At 71.1% G+C, this 16,363-nt stretch carries 19 protein-coding genes; 7 read left to right on the top strand and 12 right to left on the bottom strand.

Features of this window, described 5'->3' with window-relative positions; genetic code table 11:
* The first annotated feature begins 61 nt into the window (after nt 1–61).
* Genes OHA98_RS05620 through OHA98_RS05605 form a run of 4 tightly spaced genes read left to right on the top strand, consistent with a single transcriptional unit; the run spans nt 62 to nt 4,207 of the window.
* Nucleotides 62–1,390 carry an ABC transporter substrate-binding protein gene (locus OHA98_RS05620; protein WP_266922994.1) on the top strand — a complete coding sequence of 443 codons (1,329 nt, stop codon included), beginning with the start codon at nt 62–64 and terminating at the stop codon, nt 1,388–1,390.
* A complete protein-coding gene (locus OHA98_RS05615) occupies nt 1,390–2,283 on the top strand; it encodes a carbohydrate ABC transporter permease (protein WP_266922993.1) in 894 nt (297 codons plus the stop codon). The genes OHA98_RS05620 and OHA98_RS05615 overlap by 1 nt, the downstream gene beginning before the upstream one ends.
* Nucleotides 2,280–3,134, top strand: a complete 855-nt coding sequence (locus OHA98_RS05610) for a carbohydrate ABC transporter permease (RefSeq protein WP_266922992.1) — start codon at nt 2,280–2,282, stop codon at nt 3,132–3,134. Before OHA98_RS05615 ends, OHA98_RS05610 begins: the two co-directional genes overlap by 4 nt.
* 44 nt (nt 3,135–3,178) lie before the next feature.
* Nucleotides 3,179–4,207 (top strand): hydroxyacid dehydrogenase, encoded by a 1,029-nt coding sequence (locus OHA98_RS05605; protein WP_266922991.1) that lies wholly within the window; start codon nt 3,179–3,181, stop codon nt 4,205–4,207.
* A 114-nt stretch (nt 4,208–4,321) separates the two neighbouring features.
* Here the strand turns inward: OHA98_RS05605 and groL are convergent, their stop codons facing one another.
* The 4 genes from groL to OHA98_RS05585 all read right to left on the bottom strand — a co-directional run bounded on the left by groL (nt 4,322) and on the right by OHA98_RS05585 (nt 7,771).
* A complete protein-coding gene (groL, locus tag OHA98_RS05600; protein WP_266922990.1) occupies nt 4,322–5,944 on the bottom strand; it encodes a chaperonin GroEL in 1,623 nt (540 codons plus the stop codon).
* 99 nt (nt 5,945–6,043) lie between these two features.
* The gene (gene groES / locus OHA98_RS05595) at nt 6,044–6,352 is read right to left on the bottom strand and encodes a co-chaperone GroES (protein WP_185299054.1); all 309 of its coding nucleotides are present in this window, start codon (nt 6,350–6,352) and stop codon (nt 6,044–6,046) included.
* Nucleotides 6,353–6,506: 154 nt separating this feature from the next.
* Nucleotides 6,507–6,818, bottom strand: a complete 312-nt coding sequence (locus OHA98_RS05590; RefSeq protein WP_266922989.1) for a hypothetical protein — start codon at nt 6,816–6,818, stop codon at nt 6,507–6,509.
* Nucleotides 6,815–7,771 carry a polysaccharide deacetylase family protein gene (locus OHA98_RS05585; RefSeq protein WP_266922988.1) on the bottom strand — a complete coding sequence of 319 codons (957 nt, stop codon included), beginning with the start codon at nt 7,769–7,771 and terminating at the stop codon, nt 6,815–6,817. Before OHA98_RS05585 ends, OHA98_RS05590 begins: the two co-directional genes overlap by 4 nt.
* 98 nt (nt 7,772–7,869) lie before the next feature.
* On the opposite strand from OHA98_RS05585, the gene OHA98_RS05580 reads away from it, so the two are divergent.
* Nucleotides 7,870–9,099, top strand: a complete 1,230-nt coding sequence (locus tag OHA98_RS05580) for a methyltransferase domain-containing protein (RefSeq protein WP_266922987.1) — start codon at nt 7,870–7,872, stop codon at nt 9,097–9,099.
* Nucleotides 9,100–9,111: 12 nt separating this feature from the next.
* Here OHA98_RS05580 and OHA98_RS05575 read toward each other — a convergent pair whose 3' ends face one another.
* The 3 genes from OHA98_RS05575 to OHA98_RS05565 all read right to left on the bottom strand — a co-directional run bounded on the left by OHA98_RS05575 (nt 9,112) and on the right by OHA98_RS05565 (nt 11,861).
* Entirely contained in the window at nt 9,112–9,771 is a 660-nt protein-coding gene (locus tag OHA98_RS05575) for a hypothetical protein (protein ID WP_266922986.1), read from the bottom strand.
* 118 nt (nt 9,772–9,889) lie between these two features.
* A complete protein-coding gene (locus OHA98_RS05570; RefSeq protein ID WP_266922985.1) occupies nt 9,890–10,354 on the bottom strand; it encodes a VOC family protein in 465 nt (154 codons plus the stop codon).
* A 76-nt stretch (nt 10,355–10,430) separates the two neighbouring features.
* Complete coding sequence (locus tag OHA98_RS05565; RefSeq protein WP_266922984.1) at nt 10,431–11,861, bottom strand: MFS transporter; 1,431 nt, start codon at nt 11,859–11,861, stop codon at nt 10,431–10,433.
* Between the two features lie 138 nt (nt 11,862–11,999).
* Between OHA98_RS05565 and OHA98_RS05560 the strand changes: the two genes are divergently transcribed.
* Nucleotides 12,000–12,707: a TetR/AcrR family transcriptional regulator gene (locus OHA98_RS05560; protein WP_266922983.1), complete on the top strand. Its 708-nt coding sequence runs from the start codon at nt 12,000–12,002 to the stop codon at nt 12,705–12,707.
* On the opposite strand, the gene OHA98_RS05555 is transcribed toward OHA98_RS05560, so the two are convergent.
* From OHA98_RS05555 to tsaB, 4 genes are read right to left on the bottom strand one after another with little or no spacing between them, the layout of a single operon-like run.
* Entirely contained in the window at nt 12,664–12,930 is a 267-nt protein-coding gene (locus OHA98_RS05555) for a hypothetical protein (RefSeq protein ID WP_266922982.1), read from the bottom strand. The genes OHA98_RS05560 and OHA98_RS05555 overlap by 44 nt on opposite strands.
* The gene (gene tsaD, locus OHA98_RS05550) at nt 12,927–14,081 is read right to left on the bottom strand and encodes a tRNA (adenosine(37)-N6)-threonylcarbamoyltransferase complex transferase subunit TsaD (RefSeq protein WP_266922981.1); all 1,155 of its coding nucleotides are present in this window, start codon (nt 14,079–14,081) and stop codon (nt 12,927–12,929) included. The genes OHA98_RS05555 and tsaD overlap by 4 nt, the downstream gene beginning before the upstream one ends.
* Entirely contained in the window at nt 14,081–14,572 is a 492-nt protein-coding gene (gene rimI / locus OHA98_RS05545) for a ribosomal protein S18-alanine N-acetyltransferase (protein ID WP_266922980.1), read from the bottom strand. The genes tsaD and rimI overlap by 1 nt, the downstream gene beginning before the upstream one ends.
* Nucleotides 14,569–15,231, bottom strand: a complete 663-nt coding sequence (tsaB, locus tag OHA98_RS05540) for a tRNA (adenosine(37)-N6)-threonylcarbamoyltransferase complex dimerization subunit type 1 TsaB (RefSeq protein WP_266922979.1) — start codon at nt 15,229–15,231, stop codon at nt 14,569–14,571. Before tsaB ends, rimI begins: the two co-directional genes overlap by 4 nt.
* A 177-nt stretch (nt 15,232–15,408) precedes the next feature.
* Between tsaB and OHA98_RS05535 the strand changes: the two genes are divergently transcribed.
* On the top strand, nt 15,409–15,957 hold the full coding sequence (locus OHA98_RS05535) for a hypothetical protein (protein ID WP_266922978.1): 549 nt from the start codon (nt 15,409–15,411) through the stop codon (nt 15,955–15,957).
* A 121-nt stretch (nt 15,958–16,078) separates the two neighbouring features.
* Here OHA98_RS05535 and OHA98_RS05530 read toward each other — a convergent pair whose 3' ends face one another.
* Nucleotides 16,079–16,279: a hypothetical protein gene (locus OHA98_RS05530; RefSeq protein ID WP_266922977.1), complete on the bottom strand. Its 201-nt coding sequence runs from the start codon at nt 16,277–16,279 to the stop codon at nt 16,079–16,081.
* Between the last annotated feature and the right edge of the window lie 84 nt (nt 16,280–16,363).

Here is a 16,363-nt window from a genome sequence, read left to right as displayed (position 1 = left end):
TCACGGCTGGTTCAAGGATCACGGCCAACGCCAATGTCGTCGCCTGTTCAGGAGCCACGCTGTGAGCCGCAGTCGGAGCAGAACGTCCCATGTCATAGTCGGCGCCGCCACCGCCCTCGCCGTTCTCACGGCCTGCGGCGGCAGCGGTGACGACTCCGCAGCCCCCGGAAGCGACGGGAAGCCCGTCAGCATCACCTTCTGGGGCTGGGCCAAGGGATCCAAGGAGGTCGTTGACGCGTTCAACGCCTCGCACAAGAACATCAAGGTCGTCTACGAGGAGATCCCCTCCGGCAACGCGGGCGGCTACGCCAAGATCTCCAACGCGGTGAAGGCGGGCAACGCCCCCGACCTGGTCAGCATCGAGTACCCGCAGCTGCCCGAGTTCGTCAGCCAGGGCGCCCTCCAGGACATCAGCCAGTACGTCACCGACGACGTCAAGAAGAAGCTGCTGCCGCAGGCGGTGGAGCTGACCACGCTGGGCGGCAAGAACTGGGCCGTCCCCTTCGACGCCTCGCCGCAGGCGTTCTACTACCGCCAGGACCTGTTCAAGAAGTACGGCGTCGAGGTCCCCACCACCTGGGACGGCTTCCGCAAAGCCGCCGAAGAGGTCAAGAAGGCCGACAAGAAGGCCCGTATCGGCACCTTCTTCCCCGACGACCCGACCACCTTCCAGGCGATGGCCTGGCAGGCCGGGGCCCAGTGGTACAAGGCCGAGGGCGACACCTGGAAGGTCTCCACCACGGACGCGGCCACCACCAAGGTCGCCGACTACTGGCAGGGACTGCTCGACGACGACCTGATCCGGGCCAACGCCTCCTTCAGCCCGGAGTGGACCAACTCCCTCAAGAACGGCGGCACCGTCGGCTACCTCGGCGCCGCCTGGGGCGCGGGTGTCCTGAAGGGCACGCTGCCCGAGCAGAGCGGCAAGTGGGCGGTCGCCCCGATGCCCAGCTGGGACGGCAAGCCGGCCAGCGGCATGCTCGGCGGCTCCACGTTCGCGGTGTCGAAGAACAGCAAGAAGGCCGAGGCCGCCGTCGAGTTCGCGACCTGGATGTCCACCACCGAGGACGGCATCAAGGCCCGGATCGAGTCCGGTACGTCGAGCGCCTTCCCGGCCGCGGCCGAGCTGCGCCCCGTGGCGAAGAAGGCCTTCGACGCGAGCTTCTACGGCGGCACGGACATCTACCAGGTGTTCGAGGGCGCCGCGACGTCCATCGGCCAGAACTGGGCCTGGGGCCCGACGACCGGCACCTCCAACACCGTGATCAAGGACCAGTTCGGCAAGGTCGCCAGCGGCGGTTCGACGATCTCCGAAGCGGTGAAGGCGGGCCATGACGCCACTGTCGCCGAGCTCAAGAAGCGCGGCCTGAAGGTCGAGGACGCCGGCTGATGAAGCGCGCCCGGACATCCAGAGCCGCCGCCGTCCTGCTGGGGCCCTTCTTCGTACTGTTCACCTTGGCCATGCTCGTGCCGATCGGATACGCGGTCTGGCTCAGCCTGTTCACCGAGAAGCAGTCCGGACTGGGCTTCGGCGGCACCGAGACCGTCTTCAGCGGCCTCGACAACTACGCGGCGGCCCTGGGCGACCGGGCCTTCCGCGAGGGCTTCGTCGTTCTGCTCGGATACTGCCTCTTCTACATTCCGCTGCTGCTCATCGGGGCCCTCGCCCTCGCCCTGCTGCTGGACTCCACGCTGGCCCGCGCCCGCCGGTTCTTCCAGCTCGCGCTCTTCCTGCCGCACGCCGTGCCCGGCATCATCGCCGCGCTGATCTGGGTGTACCTCTACACGCCCCAGCTCAGCCCGGTCGTCAGTGCCATGGAGCACGGCGGGATCGGCTTCGACTTCTTCTCCCCCGAAGGCGCTCTTCCCTCCATCGTCAACATCGCGCTGTGGGAATGGCTCGGCTACAACATGGTGATCTTCTACGCCGCGCTCCAGGCCATCGACCGCTCCGTACTCGAAGCGGCCACGGTCGACGGCGCCGGCGCCTGGCGGATCGCCCTGTCCATCAAGATCCCGCTGATCCGCGCCTCCGTGGCGATGGTCGCGCTGTTCACGATCATCGGCTCGCTCCAGCTGTTCACCGAACCGCTGATCCTCAACAAGGGAACGGGCTCGGCCGTCTCCTCCACCTGGACACCGAACATGTACGCGTACACCGCGGCCTTCGAGCGCAACGACTACGGGCTCGCCGCGGCCGCCTCCATCCTGCTGGCCCTCACCGCCGCGCTGCTCTCCTTCGTCGTCACCCGCTTCACCGGCCGGAAGGGCAAGAAGGCATGAACTCATCGACCCGCCCCAGCCGCTGGATGTCCAGAACCGCGGTCAACGGCTTCCTGCTCCTCGCGGTCGTCTACATGCTCTTCCCCCTCGTCTGGCTGGTCACCGCCGCCACGAAGGACACCGGGGACCTGCTCGCGGGCAGCGCGTTCTCCTTCGACGGCTTCAACCTCGGCGAGAACCTGTCGAACCTCGCCTCCTACGGCGACGGCATCTACTTCCGCTGGTACCTCAACAGCCTCCTGTACGCCGGTGGCGGCGCCATCGTCTGCTCGCTGATCTGTGTGGCCGCGGGCTACGCCTTCGACAAGTACGAATTCCGGGGCAAGGAGAAGCTGTTCGGCCTGGTCCTGATGGGCGTGCTGGTGCCCACCACCGCGCTGGCCCTGCCGATGTATCTCCTGGCCTCCGAGATCGGCCTGGTCAACACCTACTGGTCGGTGCTGATCCCGGTGCTGGTCAACCCGTTCGGCGTATATCTCGCACGGGTGTTCTGCACCGGCTATATCCCGAACGAGGCGCTGGAGGCCGCCCGGATCGACGGGGCGGGCGAGCTGCGCACCTTCTGGTCGATCGGTCTGCCCATGGTCATGCCGGGCTTCGTGACGGTCTTCCTCTTCCAGTTCACCGCGATCTGGAACAACTTCTTCCTCCCCCTGGTGATGCTGTCGGACCGCAAGCTCTTCCCGCTGAGCCTCGGTCTGTACTCCTGGAACACCAACACGCACGGCGAGCCGAGCTTCTACCCGCTCGTCGTCACCGGCTCCCTCCTCGCCGTCATCCCCCTGATCGTCGCCTTCGTCTCGCTGCAACGGCACTGGAAGGCGGGTCTGACCGCCGGAAGCGTCAAGTGACCGCCGGACCGCCCGCGCGAGCCCTGAGGAGTACGAGTCCCACCATGCCCCACGCCACTGACAACCGGCCGAAAGCCCTGCTGGCGATGGCCCCCGGCATCGCCGAACGCCTCCTCGCCGAACGCCACCACACCCGGCTGGCCGCCCTCACCCGCACGGACACCCGGCTCGTCGGCCATGACCTGGCCGCTCCGACACCCGAGGTGGCCGCCGCACTCGCCGAGGCCGAGGTGCTGTTCACCTGCTGGGGAGCGACCCCGCTCACCGCCGAGGTACTGGCCGCCGCCCCGCGGCTGCGCGCCGTCGTGCACGCCGCCGGATCGGTGAAGCACCACATCACCGACGCGTGCTGGGAGCGCGGGATCACCGTCACCTCCGCCGCGGCGGCGAACGCGCTGCCGGTCGCCGAGTACACGGTGGCCGCGATCCTGTTCGCCAACAAGCGCGTCCTGCACGCCGCCCAGCGCTACCGCACACTGCGCGCCGACCACGACTGGCGCGACGAACTGGACGGCACCGGCAACTACCGCCGGACCGTCGGCATCGTCGGAGCCTCCCGCATCGGCCGCCGGGTGATCGAGCTGCTGCGCCCGTTCGATCTGGACGTGGTGCTCTACGACCCGTACCTCTCCGAGGAGGAGGCCGCCGCGCTGGGGGTCGGGTCCGCGTCGCTGGCGCAGGTGTGCGCGCGCAGCTCGGTCCTCTCCGTCCACGCGCCGCAGCTCCCGGCCACCCACCACCTCATCGGCGCGGAGCAGCTGGCACTGCTGCCGGACGGGGCGACGCTGATCAACACGGCGCGGGGTTCGCTGGTGGACGAGGAGGCGCTGCTGCCGGAGCTGGTGAGCGGGCGGCTGCACGCGGTGCTGGACGTCACGGAGCCCGAACTCCCGCCGTCGCACTCCCCGTTGTACGACCTGCCGAACGTCCTGCTGACCCCGCACATCGCGGGCTCGCTCGGCAATGAGCTGTACCGGATGGCCGACCGGTCCCTGGACGAGCTCGAACGTTTCGCCCGGGGGCTGCCGTTCGCGGATCCGGTGACGCCGGGAGTGCTGCCCCACTCGGCGTGAGGCTCCGGGCACGACGCACCGAGGCCCGGTGCCCCCGCGACGGGGATACCGGGCCTCGGTGGTTCTCGTTCCGGTACGGCGCGCTGCCGTACCGGAACGGCGTACTACGGCGTACTAGTGGGAGTGACCGTGGCCGTGACCGGCCTCGGCCTCTTCCTCGGCCGGCTTCTCGACGACCAGGGTCTCGGTCGTGAGCAGCAGCGACGCGATGGACGCGGCGTTCTCCAGGGCGGAGCGGGTGACCTTGACCGGGTCGATGACGCCGGCCTTCACCAGGTCGCCGTACTCGCCGGTGGCGGCGTTGAAGCCCTGGCCCTTGTCGAGCTCGGAGACCTTCGAGGTGATGACGTAGCCCTCGAGGCCGGCGTTCTCGGCGATCCAGCGCAGCGGCTCGACGGCGGCACGGTGCACGACCGCGACACCCGTGGCCTCGTCGCCGGTCTTGCCGAGGTTGCCCTCCAGGACCTTGACGGCGTGGACCAGAGCGGAGCCACCACCGGAGACGATGCCCTCCTCGACCGCGGCGCGGGTCGCGGAGATGGCGTCCTCCAGACGGTGCTTCTTCTCCTTGAGCTCCACCTCGGTGGCGGCACCGACGCGGATCACGCAGACGCCGCCGGCCAGCTTCGCGAGGCGCTCCTGGAGCTTCTCGCGGTCCCAGTCGGAGTCCGTGGACTCGATCTCGGCCTTGATCTGGTTGACGCGGCCCTTGACGTCGGCCGTGTCGCCGCCGCCGTCGACGATGGTCGTGTCGTCCTTGGAGACGGTCACGCGACGGGCGGTGCCCAGCACGTCCAGACCGGCCTGGTCGAGCTTGAGGCCGACCTCCTCGGCGATGACGGTCGCACCCGTGAGGGTGGCGATGTCACCGAGCATGGCCTTGCGGCGGTCGCCGAAGCCCGGGGCCTTCACCGCGACGGCGTTGAAGGTGCCGCGGATCTTGTTGACGACGAGGGTGGAGAGCGCCTCGCCCTCGACGTCCTCGGCGATGATCAGGAGCGGCTTGGAGCCACCGGCCTGGATGACCTTCTCCAGCAGCGGGAGCAGCTCCTGGATGGAGCCGATCTTGCCCTGGTGGATCAGGATGTACGGGTCGTCGAGGACGGCCTCCATACGCTCCTGGTCGGTCACCATGTACGGGGACAGGTAGCCCTTGTCGAAGGCCATGCCCTCGGTGAACTCGAGGTCCAGACCGAAGGTGTTGGACTCCTCGACGGTGATGACACCGTCCTTGCCGACCTTGTCCATCGCGTCCGCGATGAGCTCGCCGACCTGGGTGTCCTGCGCGGAGAGCGCGGCCACGGCGGCGATGTCGGACTTGTCGTCGATCGGACGGGCGGTCGCGAGGAGCTCCTCGGACACGGCCTTGACCGCGGCGTCGATGCCCTTCTTCAGGGCGGCCGGGGAGGCGCCCGCGGCGACGTTGCGCAGACCCTCGCGGACGAGCGCCTGGGCCAGCACGGTGGCGGTGGTGGTGCCGTCACCCGCTACGTCGTTGGTCTTGGTCGCCACCTCCTTCACGAGCTGGGCACCGAGGTTCTCGTACGGGTCGTCGAGCTCGACCTCACGCGCGATGGTGACACCGTCGTTGGTGATGGTGGGAGCGCCGAACTTCTTGTCGATGACGACGTTGCGGCCCTTGGGGCCGATCGTCACCTTGACCGTGTCGGCAAGCTTGTTGACGCCGCGCTCAAGGGCGCGACGGGCGTCCTCGTCGAACTTCAGAATCTTCGCCATGGGCTGTTCTTCCCTCTCAAAACGAACTGCGCCCCTCACCACCCGGCTAGTTATTTCGCAGGGGGCCAGGGGCGCAGAACAGAAGCAAACGTGGGTGAATTACTTCTCGACGATCGCGAGCACGTCGCGGGCCGAGAGGACGAGGTACTCCTCGCCGTTGTACTTCACCTCGGTGCCGCCGTACTTGCTGTACAGAACGACATCGCCGGTCTTGACGTCGAGCGGAAGGCGCTCGCCGTTCTCGAAGCGACCCGGGCCCACGGCCAGGACGACGCCCTCCTGGGGCTTCTCCTTGGCGGTGTCCGGAATGACCAGGCCAGAAGCCGTGGTCTGCTCGGCGTCGAGCGGCTGGACCACAATGCGGTCCTCAAGCGGCTTGATCGCAACCTTGGTGCTGGTGGTCGACACGATCCGGTCTCCCCCTTCGGAGATCTCACGGGGTTTAACAGTCTTTGGGTGGCGACCAGGTCGATCCGTCGTCGCGGGTGCCGGACCTGCCCTGCCGCACAGTGGTGCTGGCACTCTCCAGAGGGGAGTGCCAGACCTGAGACTATGACCGCGATTAGCACTCGGTCAAGCGGAGTGCCAATTCACCACCCTCGCGTCGTGCGGGGGACCGTGCCGCGGAGGGCCGCGCCGCAGGGGGCGCGGAGGACCGTGCCGGGGACCGCGCGGCGAGCGGCCGCTGACCGCACGCGCCGCGGGTCCCCCTGAGCACCGCGGACTTCGGTGACGGCGACCGGCCGCCCATCTGCTGGGCCGCCTTGCGTCCCAGCCGTTCGATCGGGTCCACCGACTGCGCGCACCCGGCGGTGACGGTGAGGAGCGCACCGGCCGTCAGCAGCCCGGCCAGCAGCCGGTGCGCGCGCGTCATACGTAGTCCTCCAGCCTGGCCACCGCGTACCCCTTGTCGGTGATCGTCTTCATGACCCGTCGGATCATGTCCGGCATGGAGCCCTTCCAGTCCTCGCGCCCGCGGAAATGGGTGAGGATGATGTCGCCCGGGTGCAGGTCCCGGTCCCATTCGCGCCACTCCATGTGGTCGGGGAACGCCTCGGCGGACCACAGGGGCACGGCCGTCACCCCGCAGGACTTCGCGACGGCCAGGGTGTCGCGGTTGTAGTTGCCGTACGGCGGCCGGAAGAGCGTGGGCCGCTTCCCGTAGCGCTTCTCGATGTTGGCCTGCTGGTCGCAGATCTCCTTCTTCTGCTCGCCGTACGAGAGGCCGGGCAGATAGCGGTGGTTCAGCGTGTGGTTGTTGAGGGTGACGCCGCGCTTCTGCATCTGCGCGAAGTAGCCGTAGTCGTCGTCGATGACGTAGTCGCTGAGGAACGCGCTGTACGGGATGTCGAGTTCCGTCATCATCCGCAGCAGCTCGGGGTCCTTCTCCGCGCCGTCGTCCATGGTGAGGAAGACGATCCGCTCCTTGGTGGGAACGGTGGTGAAGACGGGAGGCAGCGCGTCGCCGTCCGTGACCTCGAAGCCCTCGCGGGTGGTGATACGCGGCTTCACCACGGGCGGCGCCGGGGCCGCCAGCGGGACCCCGGCCAGCCCCCACTTCTTCGCCGCGGCGGCACGGGCGGCCTGTTTCCGCTTGGCCTCCTGGGCGCGCGTGTCCGGGGCGCGGGCGGGTCCGGCCTGCTGGGCCGGTCCGCCCGGCTGTCCGGCGCCGGGCCCGTCCCGCTTGTCCGGGGCGCCCGCGCCGCCGCCGTCCGGGCCGGCGGCGCATCCGGAGCCGATCACGGCGACCAGCAGCGCCGCCAGAACCAAGGAGCCCGGTCCGCGCCTCTTCGTGGCCAATTTTTCCTTTTGTCTTACTGGCTGCATGGCGCCGCATCCTGCCAGCCCGTCACCGGGCCCCCACCCCGACACCGCCGCCGGAACCGCCCGGTCCCCCGGCTGGCTCACACGGAACCTGGCTCACAATGGACCGGGTGAACGCACCTACCCCCACCGGTCCCGCCGGCCCCACGGACCCGCTCGCCGCCTTCGCCGCCCTGCGTACGCCGGAGGGCACCGGACTCCTGGCCGCGCTGCGGGACCACGACCCCGCGCAGGAGCTGGCCACCGCCACCCGGCTGCGCCGTACGCACCCGGCGGATCTGGTGTCGGCGGCGCTGGGGCAGGCGCGGCTGCGGCAGCGGGCGGTGGCGAAGTTCGGCGCCGAGGACGCGTACCGGATGTTCTTCACGCCCAACGGTGTGGAGCAGGCCACCCGTACATCGGTCGCCGCCCACCGCGCCGGACGGTTCGCCTCGCTCGGCGTACGGAGCGTGGCGGACCTGTGCTGCGGGATCGGCGGCGACGCGATCGCCCTGGCGCGCGCCGGGATCCGGGTGCTCGCCGTGGACCGCGACCCGCTGACCGCCGAGGTCGCCCGCGCCAATGCCGAGGCGCTCGGGCTGGCGGACCTGATCGAGGTCCGGTGCGCCGATGTCACGGAGATCGGCACATCCGCGTACGACGCGGTCTTCGTCGACCCCGCCCGGCGCGGGGGGCGGGGCCGGATCTTCGACCCGGAGGCGTACTCACCGCCGTTGTCGTGGGCGACCGCGGCCGCGCTGAAGGCCCCCAGGGCGGCGCTGAAGATCGCCCCCGGCGTCCCGCACGAGGCGATCGGGCCGCAGGCCGAGGCGGAGTGGATCTCGGACGGCGGCGATGTGAAGGAGGCGGTGCTCTGGTTCGGCGAGGGCTTCACGCCCGGCTCGTACCGGGCCACGCTCCTGCCCTCGGCGGCGACCCTCACTGCGGCGGCCCCGCTGCCCGCCCCGCCGGTCGGCCCGGTCGGCCGCTATCTGTACGAGCCGGACGGCGCGGTCATCCGCGCCCATCTGGTCGCCGACATCGTGGAGCGGTGCGGCGGGCGGCTGATCGACGAGACGATCGCGTACATCACGAGCGACACGGCGTACACCTCGCCGTACACGACGGCGTACGAGATCACCGACCGGCTCCCGTTCGGCATGAAGAAGCTCAAGGCCCTGCTGCGGGAGCGGGAGGTCGGCGTCCTGACCGTCAAGAAGCGCGGTTCGGCCGTCGAACCCGAGGAGCTGCGGCGGCGCATGAAGCTCCAGGGGCCCCATTCGGCCACCGTGTTCCTGACCCGGGTGGCCGGTGCCCCGACGATGCTGATCGGCCACCCCGTCGGCGGGTGAGCCGGTGGCGCGTCAGCGGGGCGCCCCGCCGGCCGCCGGCACCGGCGGCCGGGAAGCGGCGCCCATCAGGACCCGTACCACCCAACGGCGGTGCGTGAGCGCCTTGGTGATGCCGATCAGACCGATCACCCAGGCGATCAGGCCGACGCCCATCACCAGGACCAGCAGCCCGTACGGGTCCTCGGCCGCGGCACCCGCCGGCGCGGCCGTGCACGCGAACAGGCCGACCGCGCACAGCGCGAAGGACATCAGCAGCCAGGCGAGGCTGGTCCCGGGAAGCCGCAGCCGCCGGTCGCGGACCGGATCGCGGTCCAGCGCGCCCCATTCCAGGAGCAGTTGACGGACCTTCCGGTCCCGGCCCAGGCCCAGCGACACGAAGATGCCGGACGGCACCAGGAGCGCGAAGCCGAGGACGAGGGCGACGAGCGCGCCGATCGCGCTGAACACGTCGTACGTCTCCTCGAACATGATGAGCGCGGTCCCCACGAAGGACCAGCCGAGCGCGGCGAGCGCCCCCCACATCCACAGCAGCCCGAGCCGGCCCCTCCCCACATGCATCCTGACCAGCTCGCCGAGGACCACGTCACGGTCGGCGAGCAGCGTCTCGCGGTCGGGCCAGGAGCGGATCTCCACAGGCGGCGGGGGCGGCGGCAACGGCGAGCGGCGTGACATGCCCCAGACACTACCGGCGGGCGGAAGGGCTCCGGCGCGGCACTCACCCGCACGCTGCGGGCCGATCCGGACGGACGGGGCGGGCCACACGGTCCAGGAGGCCGCGCCCGCCCGCCGGTCACGCGTCGCGCAGCGCCTGGACGTCCAGCTTCCGCATGCCCAGCATGGCCGTCATGACCCGCTCGGCCCTGGCCCTGTCCGGGCCGCCGAGCAGCTCTCCCAGCACGCGCGGGACGATCTGCCAGGACAGCCCGTACTTGTCCTTGAGCCAGCCGCACATGCTCTCCTCGCCGCCCTCGGAGAGCGCGTCCCACAGGCGGTCCACCTCGGCCTGGTCGGCGCAGTCGACGGAGAGCGAGACCGCCTCGGTGAACGAGAACTCCGGGCCGCCGTTGAGCGCGATGTACTCCTGGCCCGCGAGGACGAACTCCACGGTCATCACCGAGCCGGTCACGCCGGGGGACGCCTCGGTGTAGTGGGCGATGTCCACGATCCGGGAGTCGCCCCCGAAGACGGACACATAGTGGCCGGCCGCCTCCTCCGCCTGGTTGTCGAACCACAGGCATGGCCTGATCTTCTGCATGGCCGTCTCCTCCTCGGACCGGCCGGCGGGGCGCCGGATGCTGTGGAAGGTAGACCTCCGGCACCCCCCGGACTCATCAGGACACGCCCGCCGCCCCCTCCGGCTCGGCCGGGGCCGAGGCCCGCTCACCCGCGGGGAGCAGCACCAGCGCCGCCAGCGCGGCCGCCGCCAGGAGCCCCGCGCAGACCCAGAAGGCCGCCGCGTGGCCGGCGGCCAGTTCGGGGCGCCCGGAGCCGCCGCCGGTCACCTGGGCGGCGACGGTGACCAGGACCGCGAGGCCCAGCGAGCCGCCGACCTGGCGGGCGCTGTTGAGCAGCCCGGACGCCATGCCCGTCTCGCCGGGTACGACACCTGTGGTGGCGGCCGTGCCGAGCGGTACGAAGCACAGGCCGACGCCGAAGCTCGTCACCAGGGACGGGCCGAGGATCGAGTGGAGGAAGCCGCCGTCCGCCGTGGCCGTCGCCGCGAACCCGGCCATGCCGAGCGCGGCGATCGCCCCGCCGGCGGCCAGCAGCCGCCGGGTGCCGAGCGTCGCGACCGTACGGGTGGCGAGGACCGAGCCCGCCACGACGCCCACGCAGAACGGCAGGAACGCGGCACCGGCCGCCGTCGGCCCGTAGCCCAGCACCAGCTGGAGGTGGAGCGAGACGAAGTAGAACGCGGCGAACTGGCCCGAGGACAGCAGCAGGCAGAACAGGTTCGCCGTCAGCACCGGCCGCCCCTTCAGCAGGCCCGGCCGCAGCAGCGGCGACGCGGTCCGCAGTTCGACGGCGATGAAGGCCGCCAGCAGCAGCACCGCGGCGCCGAGCGTGCCCAGCGTGGTGGCGGAGCCCCAGGAGTGGTCCGCGGTCCGTACCAGCCCGAGGACCAGCAGCGTCGTACCGGCGGTGGCCAGCAGCGCCCCCGTCACATCGAGCCGGGCCCCGGTCCGGACGGGCCGGGCGGTGAGGCCCGTACGCACCGACGCGGCCAGCGCGAAGACCACGATCGGCACGTTCACCAGCATCACGGACCGCCAGCCCGCCGCGTCGGTGAGCAGCCCGCCCGCGAGCACGCCGACCGCGCCGCCCGCCGCACCGGCCATGCCCCACAGCCCCAGGGCGCGCGAGCGGGCGGGTCCGGCCGGGAAGGCGAGGGCGATCAGGGCGAAGGCCACCGGGGCGAGCGCCGCCGCGCCGGCCCCCTGCACCGCCCGTGCCGCGACCAGCGCGCCCGGCGACTGCGCCAGACCGCCCGCCAGGCTCGCCACCCCGAACAGCACCAGGCCCGCGGTCAGGACGCGGCGGCTGCCGATCAGGTCGGCGAGGCGCCCACCGAGCATGAGCAGCCCGCCGAAGGCCAGGGCGTAGGCGTTCACGACCCACAGCAGCCCGTCCCGGCCGAAACCGAGATCGCTGCGGATGTCGGGCAGCGCCACGTTCACCACGGACATGTCCAACGACACCAGGAACTGCACGGTGAGCGCCACGACAAGCAGCCAACGCACCTGCTTCGCGTCACTGTTCACGACTTCCCCTTCTCTCACATCTCTCGGCCCAGAAATTACTATACGTGTATAAAAATTAATCACGGACGCACTGAGGAAGACATGAGCCACAACGGCCCCAGGGGGAGAGATGTGACGGGCGCGGGAGACAATGCCCCGGTGTCAGGCACAGAGAAGGAACCACCGGCGAAGAAGCGATCCGTGGGACGGCCCCGCAGGCTGGACCCGGACGCGATGGTCGCCACCGCGCGCCGGATCATCGAGGAAGAGGGCGTCGGAGCCCTGAGCATGCGGCGGGTGGCGAAGGAGCTCGGCAGCACGCCGATGGCGCTCTACCACTACGTGAAGGACAAGGACGAGCTGCTGATGCTCACCCTGTCCGGCACCGCGGCCGCCTTCCCGCGGCCCGAGCTGCCCGCGGACCCGCGCGCGCGGCTGCTCGCCGTGTCCGTGCACATGCACGACATCCTCGGCCGGATGCCGTGGGTGCTGGACATCCTGGCGCTGGGCGAGCTGACCGACAGGAACGCGCTGTGGATGGTGGAGGAGATCATCGGCTCCGCGCTCGACTGCGGCCTCTCCCCCGCCCGCTCGGTGCGCGCCTACCGGACGATCTGGAGCTACGTCTACGGCGACCTGGTCTTCCGCAGGGCGGCGGCCCGCCGGGCCGAGAACCCGCCGAGCACGCGGTACTTCCCCGAGATGGTCACCGCCGAGGACGCGGACACACTGCCGCGCCTCACGGCGATCAAGGACCGGTGGCGCGAGTACGCCGCCGACTACGAGGTCGCCGACGAACTCGACGCGATCATCGAGGGGCTGATCAGCCGAGGGACTCGAAGCGCCAGCGGTGCACCGCCCGGGTGATCAGGCCGGCGTCCGGCTCGGGGAGTTCGGGCAGCTCGTCCCCGTACTCCCCCGCCCACCAGGTGATCACCAGGACCCGGTCCTGGGGGGCGCGCAGCAGTTCGCTGCGGAGCGGCTCGCGGGCCAGCTCGCCCGTCCGGGCCCGTGCCCACTCCAGCAGCTCGGCGCCCCGCCCCTCGGTGGCGCGGGCCTCCCACATCAGCGCGACGGTCGAATCGCTCATGAGTACAGGTTGTCCTTGCTGATCTCGTGCACATGGTCGTGATCGTGCGTGTGGCCGTGTCCGTGCCCGTGGCTGTGACCATCGCCATCGCCGTGTCCGTGGCCGGGCTCGCCGGGCACATGGGTCTCGGTCACCGGAAGCGAGGAGTCCGCCGACAGCCCCAGGTCCGAGACGGGCCGGTTGCGGGCCACCATCTCCGCGCCCAGCGCCGCGACCATCGCCCCGTTGTCCGTGCAGAGCCCCGGCCGGGGCACCCGCAGCCGGATACCGGCCCGCTCGCAGCGCTCCTCGGCCAGCGCCCGCAGCCGCGAGTTGGCCGCGACCCCGCCACCGATCATCAGGTGGTCGACGCCCTCGTCCTTGCACGCCCGGACGGCCTTGCGGGTGAGCACGTCCACCACGGCCTCCTGGAACGACGCCGCCACGTCCCGTACCGGCACCTCCTCGCCCGCCGCCCGCTTCGCCTCGATCCAGCGGGCGACCGAGGTCTTGAGGCCGGAGAAGGAGAAGTCGTACGCCGGGTCGCGCGACCCGCTCAGCCCGCGCGGGAACGCGATCGCCTTCGGGTCGCCCTCCTTCGCCAGCCGGTCGATGACCGGGCCGCCGGGGAAGCCGAGGTTCAGCACCCGGGCGATCTTGTCGAAGGCCTCCCCCGCCGCGTCGTCGATGGTCGCGCCCAGCGGCCGTACGTCGTTCGTGATGTCCGGGGCCAGCAGCAGCGAGGAGTGCCCGCCGCTGACCAGCAGCGCCATCGTCGGCTCGGGCAGCGGGCCGTGTTCCAGCTGGTCGACGCAGATGTGCGAGGCGAGGTGGTTGACCCCGTAGAGCGGCTTGTTCAGGGCGTACGCGTACGCCTTCGCCGCCGAGACGCCGACGAGCAGCGCCCCGGCGAGCCCGGGACCGGCCGTGACCGCGATGCCGTCCAGGTCACGGGCGCTGATCCCGGCTTCCTTCAGGGCGCGCTCGATGGTGGGGACCATCGCCTCCAGATGGGCGCGGGAGGCGATCTCCGGGACGACCCCGCCGAAGCGGGCGTGCGTGTCGACGCTGGACGCGACGGCGTCCGCGAGCAGCGTCGTCCCGCGCACGATGCCCACGCCGGTCTCGTCGCAGGAGGTCTCGATGCCGAGTACGAGCGGTTCGTCAGCCATCAGTCAGTCTCAGTTTCTTGTACGTGGAGGCGCATGACGAGCGCGTCGATGTTGCCCGGCTGGTAGTAGCCGCGCCGGAAGCCGATCGGCTCGAATCCGAAGCGTTCGTAGAGCTTCTGCGCCCGGGTGTTGTCGACGCGGACTTCGAGGAGCACCGTGGCGCACTCGAAGGCCGTGGCGTGTTTCAGCAGATCGGTGAGGAGTTCGGAGCCCAGACCGCCGCCCCAGTACTCACGGATCACCCCGATCGTCTGGACGTCGGCGAGGTCGCCGAGGGCGGCCAGTCCCGCGTAGCCGACGATCCGCCCGGTGGCCGGGTCCTCGGCGACGACATAACGGCGGGTGGCCCCCGGACCGCGGGAGTGCGCCAGCTCGGACCAGAACATGCCGGGCGACCAGGCGTCGTCCGGGAACAGCTCGTGCTCCAGCTCCAGCACCGGTTCGATGTCCCACCAGCGCATCTCGCGCAGCACAGCGGCCGTGGTCCTCACTTGGGGGTGACCACCTTGTAGTTCTTCGGCACCTGCGCGTCGGGCCTGCGCAGATAGAGCGGCTGCGGCGGCAGCAGCTCGGCCCCGGCGGCCAGCCGCTCGGCGGCGAGCGCGGCCAGCGCCCCGGCCGAGACATGCTCGGGTCCGCGGGCGTCGCCGAACGCCTCGGGATACAGCACCGCGCCCGCCCCGACCACGGGCAGACCCGCCAGCTGTCCGGCGATGTCGGCCGGCCGGTCGACGGCGGGTTCACCGGTACGGGTACGGGAGTCCTCGTACCGCGCCCAGTAGACCTCCTTGCGGCGGGCGTCCGTCGCCACGGCGAACGGGCCCTCCAGCCCGGCGAGCCCGGCGGCGTACGCGAGGCCGTCCAGCGTGCACAGCCCGTACACCGGTACGGAGAGGGCGGAGCCGAAGGTCGCGGCGGTGACCAGGCCGACCCGGAGCCCGGTGTACGGGCCGGGGCCCACGCCGACGACCAGACCGGTCACGGCGTCGAGTTTCACCCCGGCCTCGGCGAGGACCCGGTCGACGGCGGGCAGCAGCAGTTCCCCGTGCCTGCGGGCGTCGACCTGACCGGACTCCGCGATGACGGATCTCCCGTCGTGAAGGGCGACGGTGACGGCGGGGGTGGCGGTATCCACAGCGAGCAAGAGCACGCAAACAGCCTACGGCTCCGCCGACAAAGGCACGGCGCCCGTCCGTCGTACCGATCAGCCCCGCCCCGGCTGCTACCGTCACCGTGGATACGCGTATACGACGTAAACGCTTGTATGACATGCCCTGGGTGGCGTGCGAAAGGGGAGCTCACGGTGGCAAGAGGAAGCTCGGGAATCGTGGCCGGGCTCACTGCGGCGGCCGTTGCCGTGGTCAGCTTCCTCGCCTACCAGGCATCGGCGAACGCGCCGGAGTCGGTGGCCTCCGTCACCCCGAAGGCGTCCGCCTCGGCCTCGGCCTCCGCCTCGCCCCACCCCTCCACGAAGCCCGGGAAGCCGGTGCGCCCGCTCGCCGTCCCGGCCGATTCCGGCACCGGGGCGCGCGTCGTCTACGCGCTCAAGGACCGCCGGGTGTGGCTGGTGAACGCGAAGGAGAAGGCGGAGCGGACGTTCGCCGTGATGCCGAGCACCGTCAGCCCGCTGCCCGGGACGTACGGGGTGACCTCGCGCTCCGGCAGCGTCCAGGGCTCGGACGGCGTGCTGATCGAGCACGTGGTGCGGTTCGTGAACGTCGGCGATGTGGTCGTGGGTTTCAGCGCGGCGCAGGACGGCTCCATGGAGAGCCCGGACCCGACCTCGAAGACCGGCGGCGTGCGGATGACGCGGGCGGACGGCGAGGCGGTGTGGACGTTCGCGACCGTCGGCGTCAAGGTCGTCGTCGTCCCGTAGCGCACCGGCCGTCGTCCCGTGGCGCACCGGGCGCCGTCGCCCCGTGACAGAGGGCCGGGCACCTGGGCCTCCGCCCCCACCGGCCTCCGGGCCGCCCTGCCGGGATGATCCGGGCGAGGCCCTACGCCGCGTCGCGCCGCACCCCGGTCACCGCTCCGCCGTCCGGTTCGCCCTCCGCGCACGCGGGCGGTGTCGACACCGCCGTGGCCGCCGCGCAGGAGGCCAGCAGATCCTTCATCGACAGGGCGGACGGCGTCGTCCGCGGCTTCGGGGACTGCGCCGGCTGCGGCTGCGGCCGCGCTTCATGCTCGGACGTCGGCATGGATGCCTCCCGGGCTCCACTGGAGGGCGTGGTTAGGTAGACCTAACCAGATCTCCACTCCATGTGACCACGCCCACCGCGCCC

Source organism: Streptomyces sp. NBC_00654 (assembly GCF_026341775.1).
Classification (GTDB): domain Bacteria; phylum Actinomycetota; class Actinomycetes; order Streptomycetales; family Streptomycetaceae; genus Streptomyces.
This window is presented reverse-complemented; position numbering and strand designations above follow the sequence as displayed.

Coding starts and splice junctions, on each gene's coding strand:
- OHA98_RS05570 (WP_266922985.1), bottom strand. CDS start 10,354: ATGCAGAAGATCAGGCCATGCCTGTGGTTCGACAACCAGGCGGAGGAG.
- OHA98_RS05555 (WP_266922982.1), bottom strand. CDS start 12,930: ATGAGCGATTCGACCGTCGCGCTGATGTGGGAGGCCCGCGCCACCGAG.
- OHA98_RS05575 (WP_266922986.1), bottom strand. CDS start 9,771: ATGTCACGCCGCTCGCCGTTGCCGCCGCCCCCGCCGCCTGTGGAGATC.
- OHA98_RS05530 (WP_266922977.1), bottom strand. CDS start 16,279: ATGCCGACGTCCGAGCATGAAGCGCGGCCGCAGCCGCAGCCGGCGCAG.
- groL (WP_266922990.1), bottom strand. CDS start 5,944: ATGGCGAAGATTCTGAAGTTCGACGAGGACGCCCGTCGCGCCCTTGAG.
- tsaD (WP_266922981.1), bottom strand. CDS start 14,081: ATGGCTGACGAACCGCTCGTACTCGGCATCGAGACCTCCTGCGACGAG.
- OHA98_RS05580 (WP_266922987.1), top strand. CDS start 7,870: ATGGACCGGGTGAACGCACCTACCCCCACCGGTCCCGCCGGCCCCACG.
- OHA98_RS05610 (WP_266922992.1), top strand. CDS start 2,280: ATGAACTCATCGACCCGCCCCAGCCGCTGGATGTCCAGAACCGCGGTC.
- OHA98_RS05615 (WP_266922993.1), top strand. CDS start 1,390: ATGAAGCGCGCCCGGACATCCAGAGCCGCCGCCGTCCTGCTGGGGCCC.
- OHA98_RS05590 (WP_266922989.1), bottom strand. CDS start 6,818: ATGACGCGCGCGCACCGGCTGCTGGCCGGGCTGCTGACGGCCGGTGCG.
- OHA98_RS05585 (WP_266922988.1), bottom strand. CDS start 7,771: ATGCAGCCAGTAAGACAAAAGGAAAAATTGGCCACGAAGAGGCGCGGA.
- OHA98_RS05605 (WP_266922991.1), top strand. CDS start 3,179: ATGCCCCACGCCACTGACAACCGGCCGAAAGCCCTGCTGGCGATGGCC.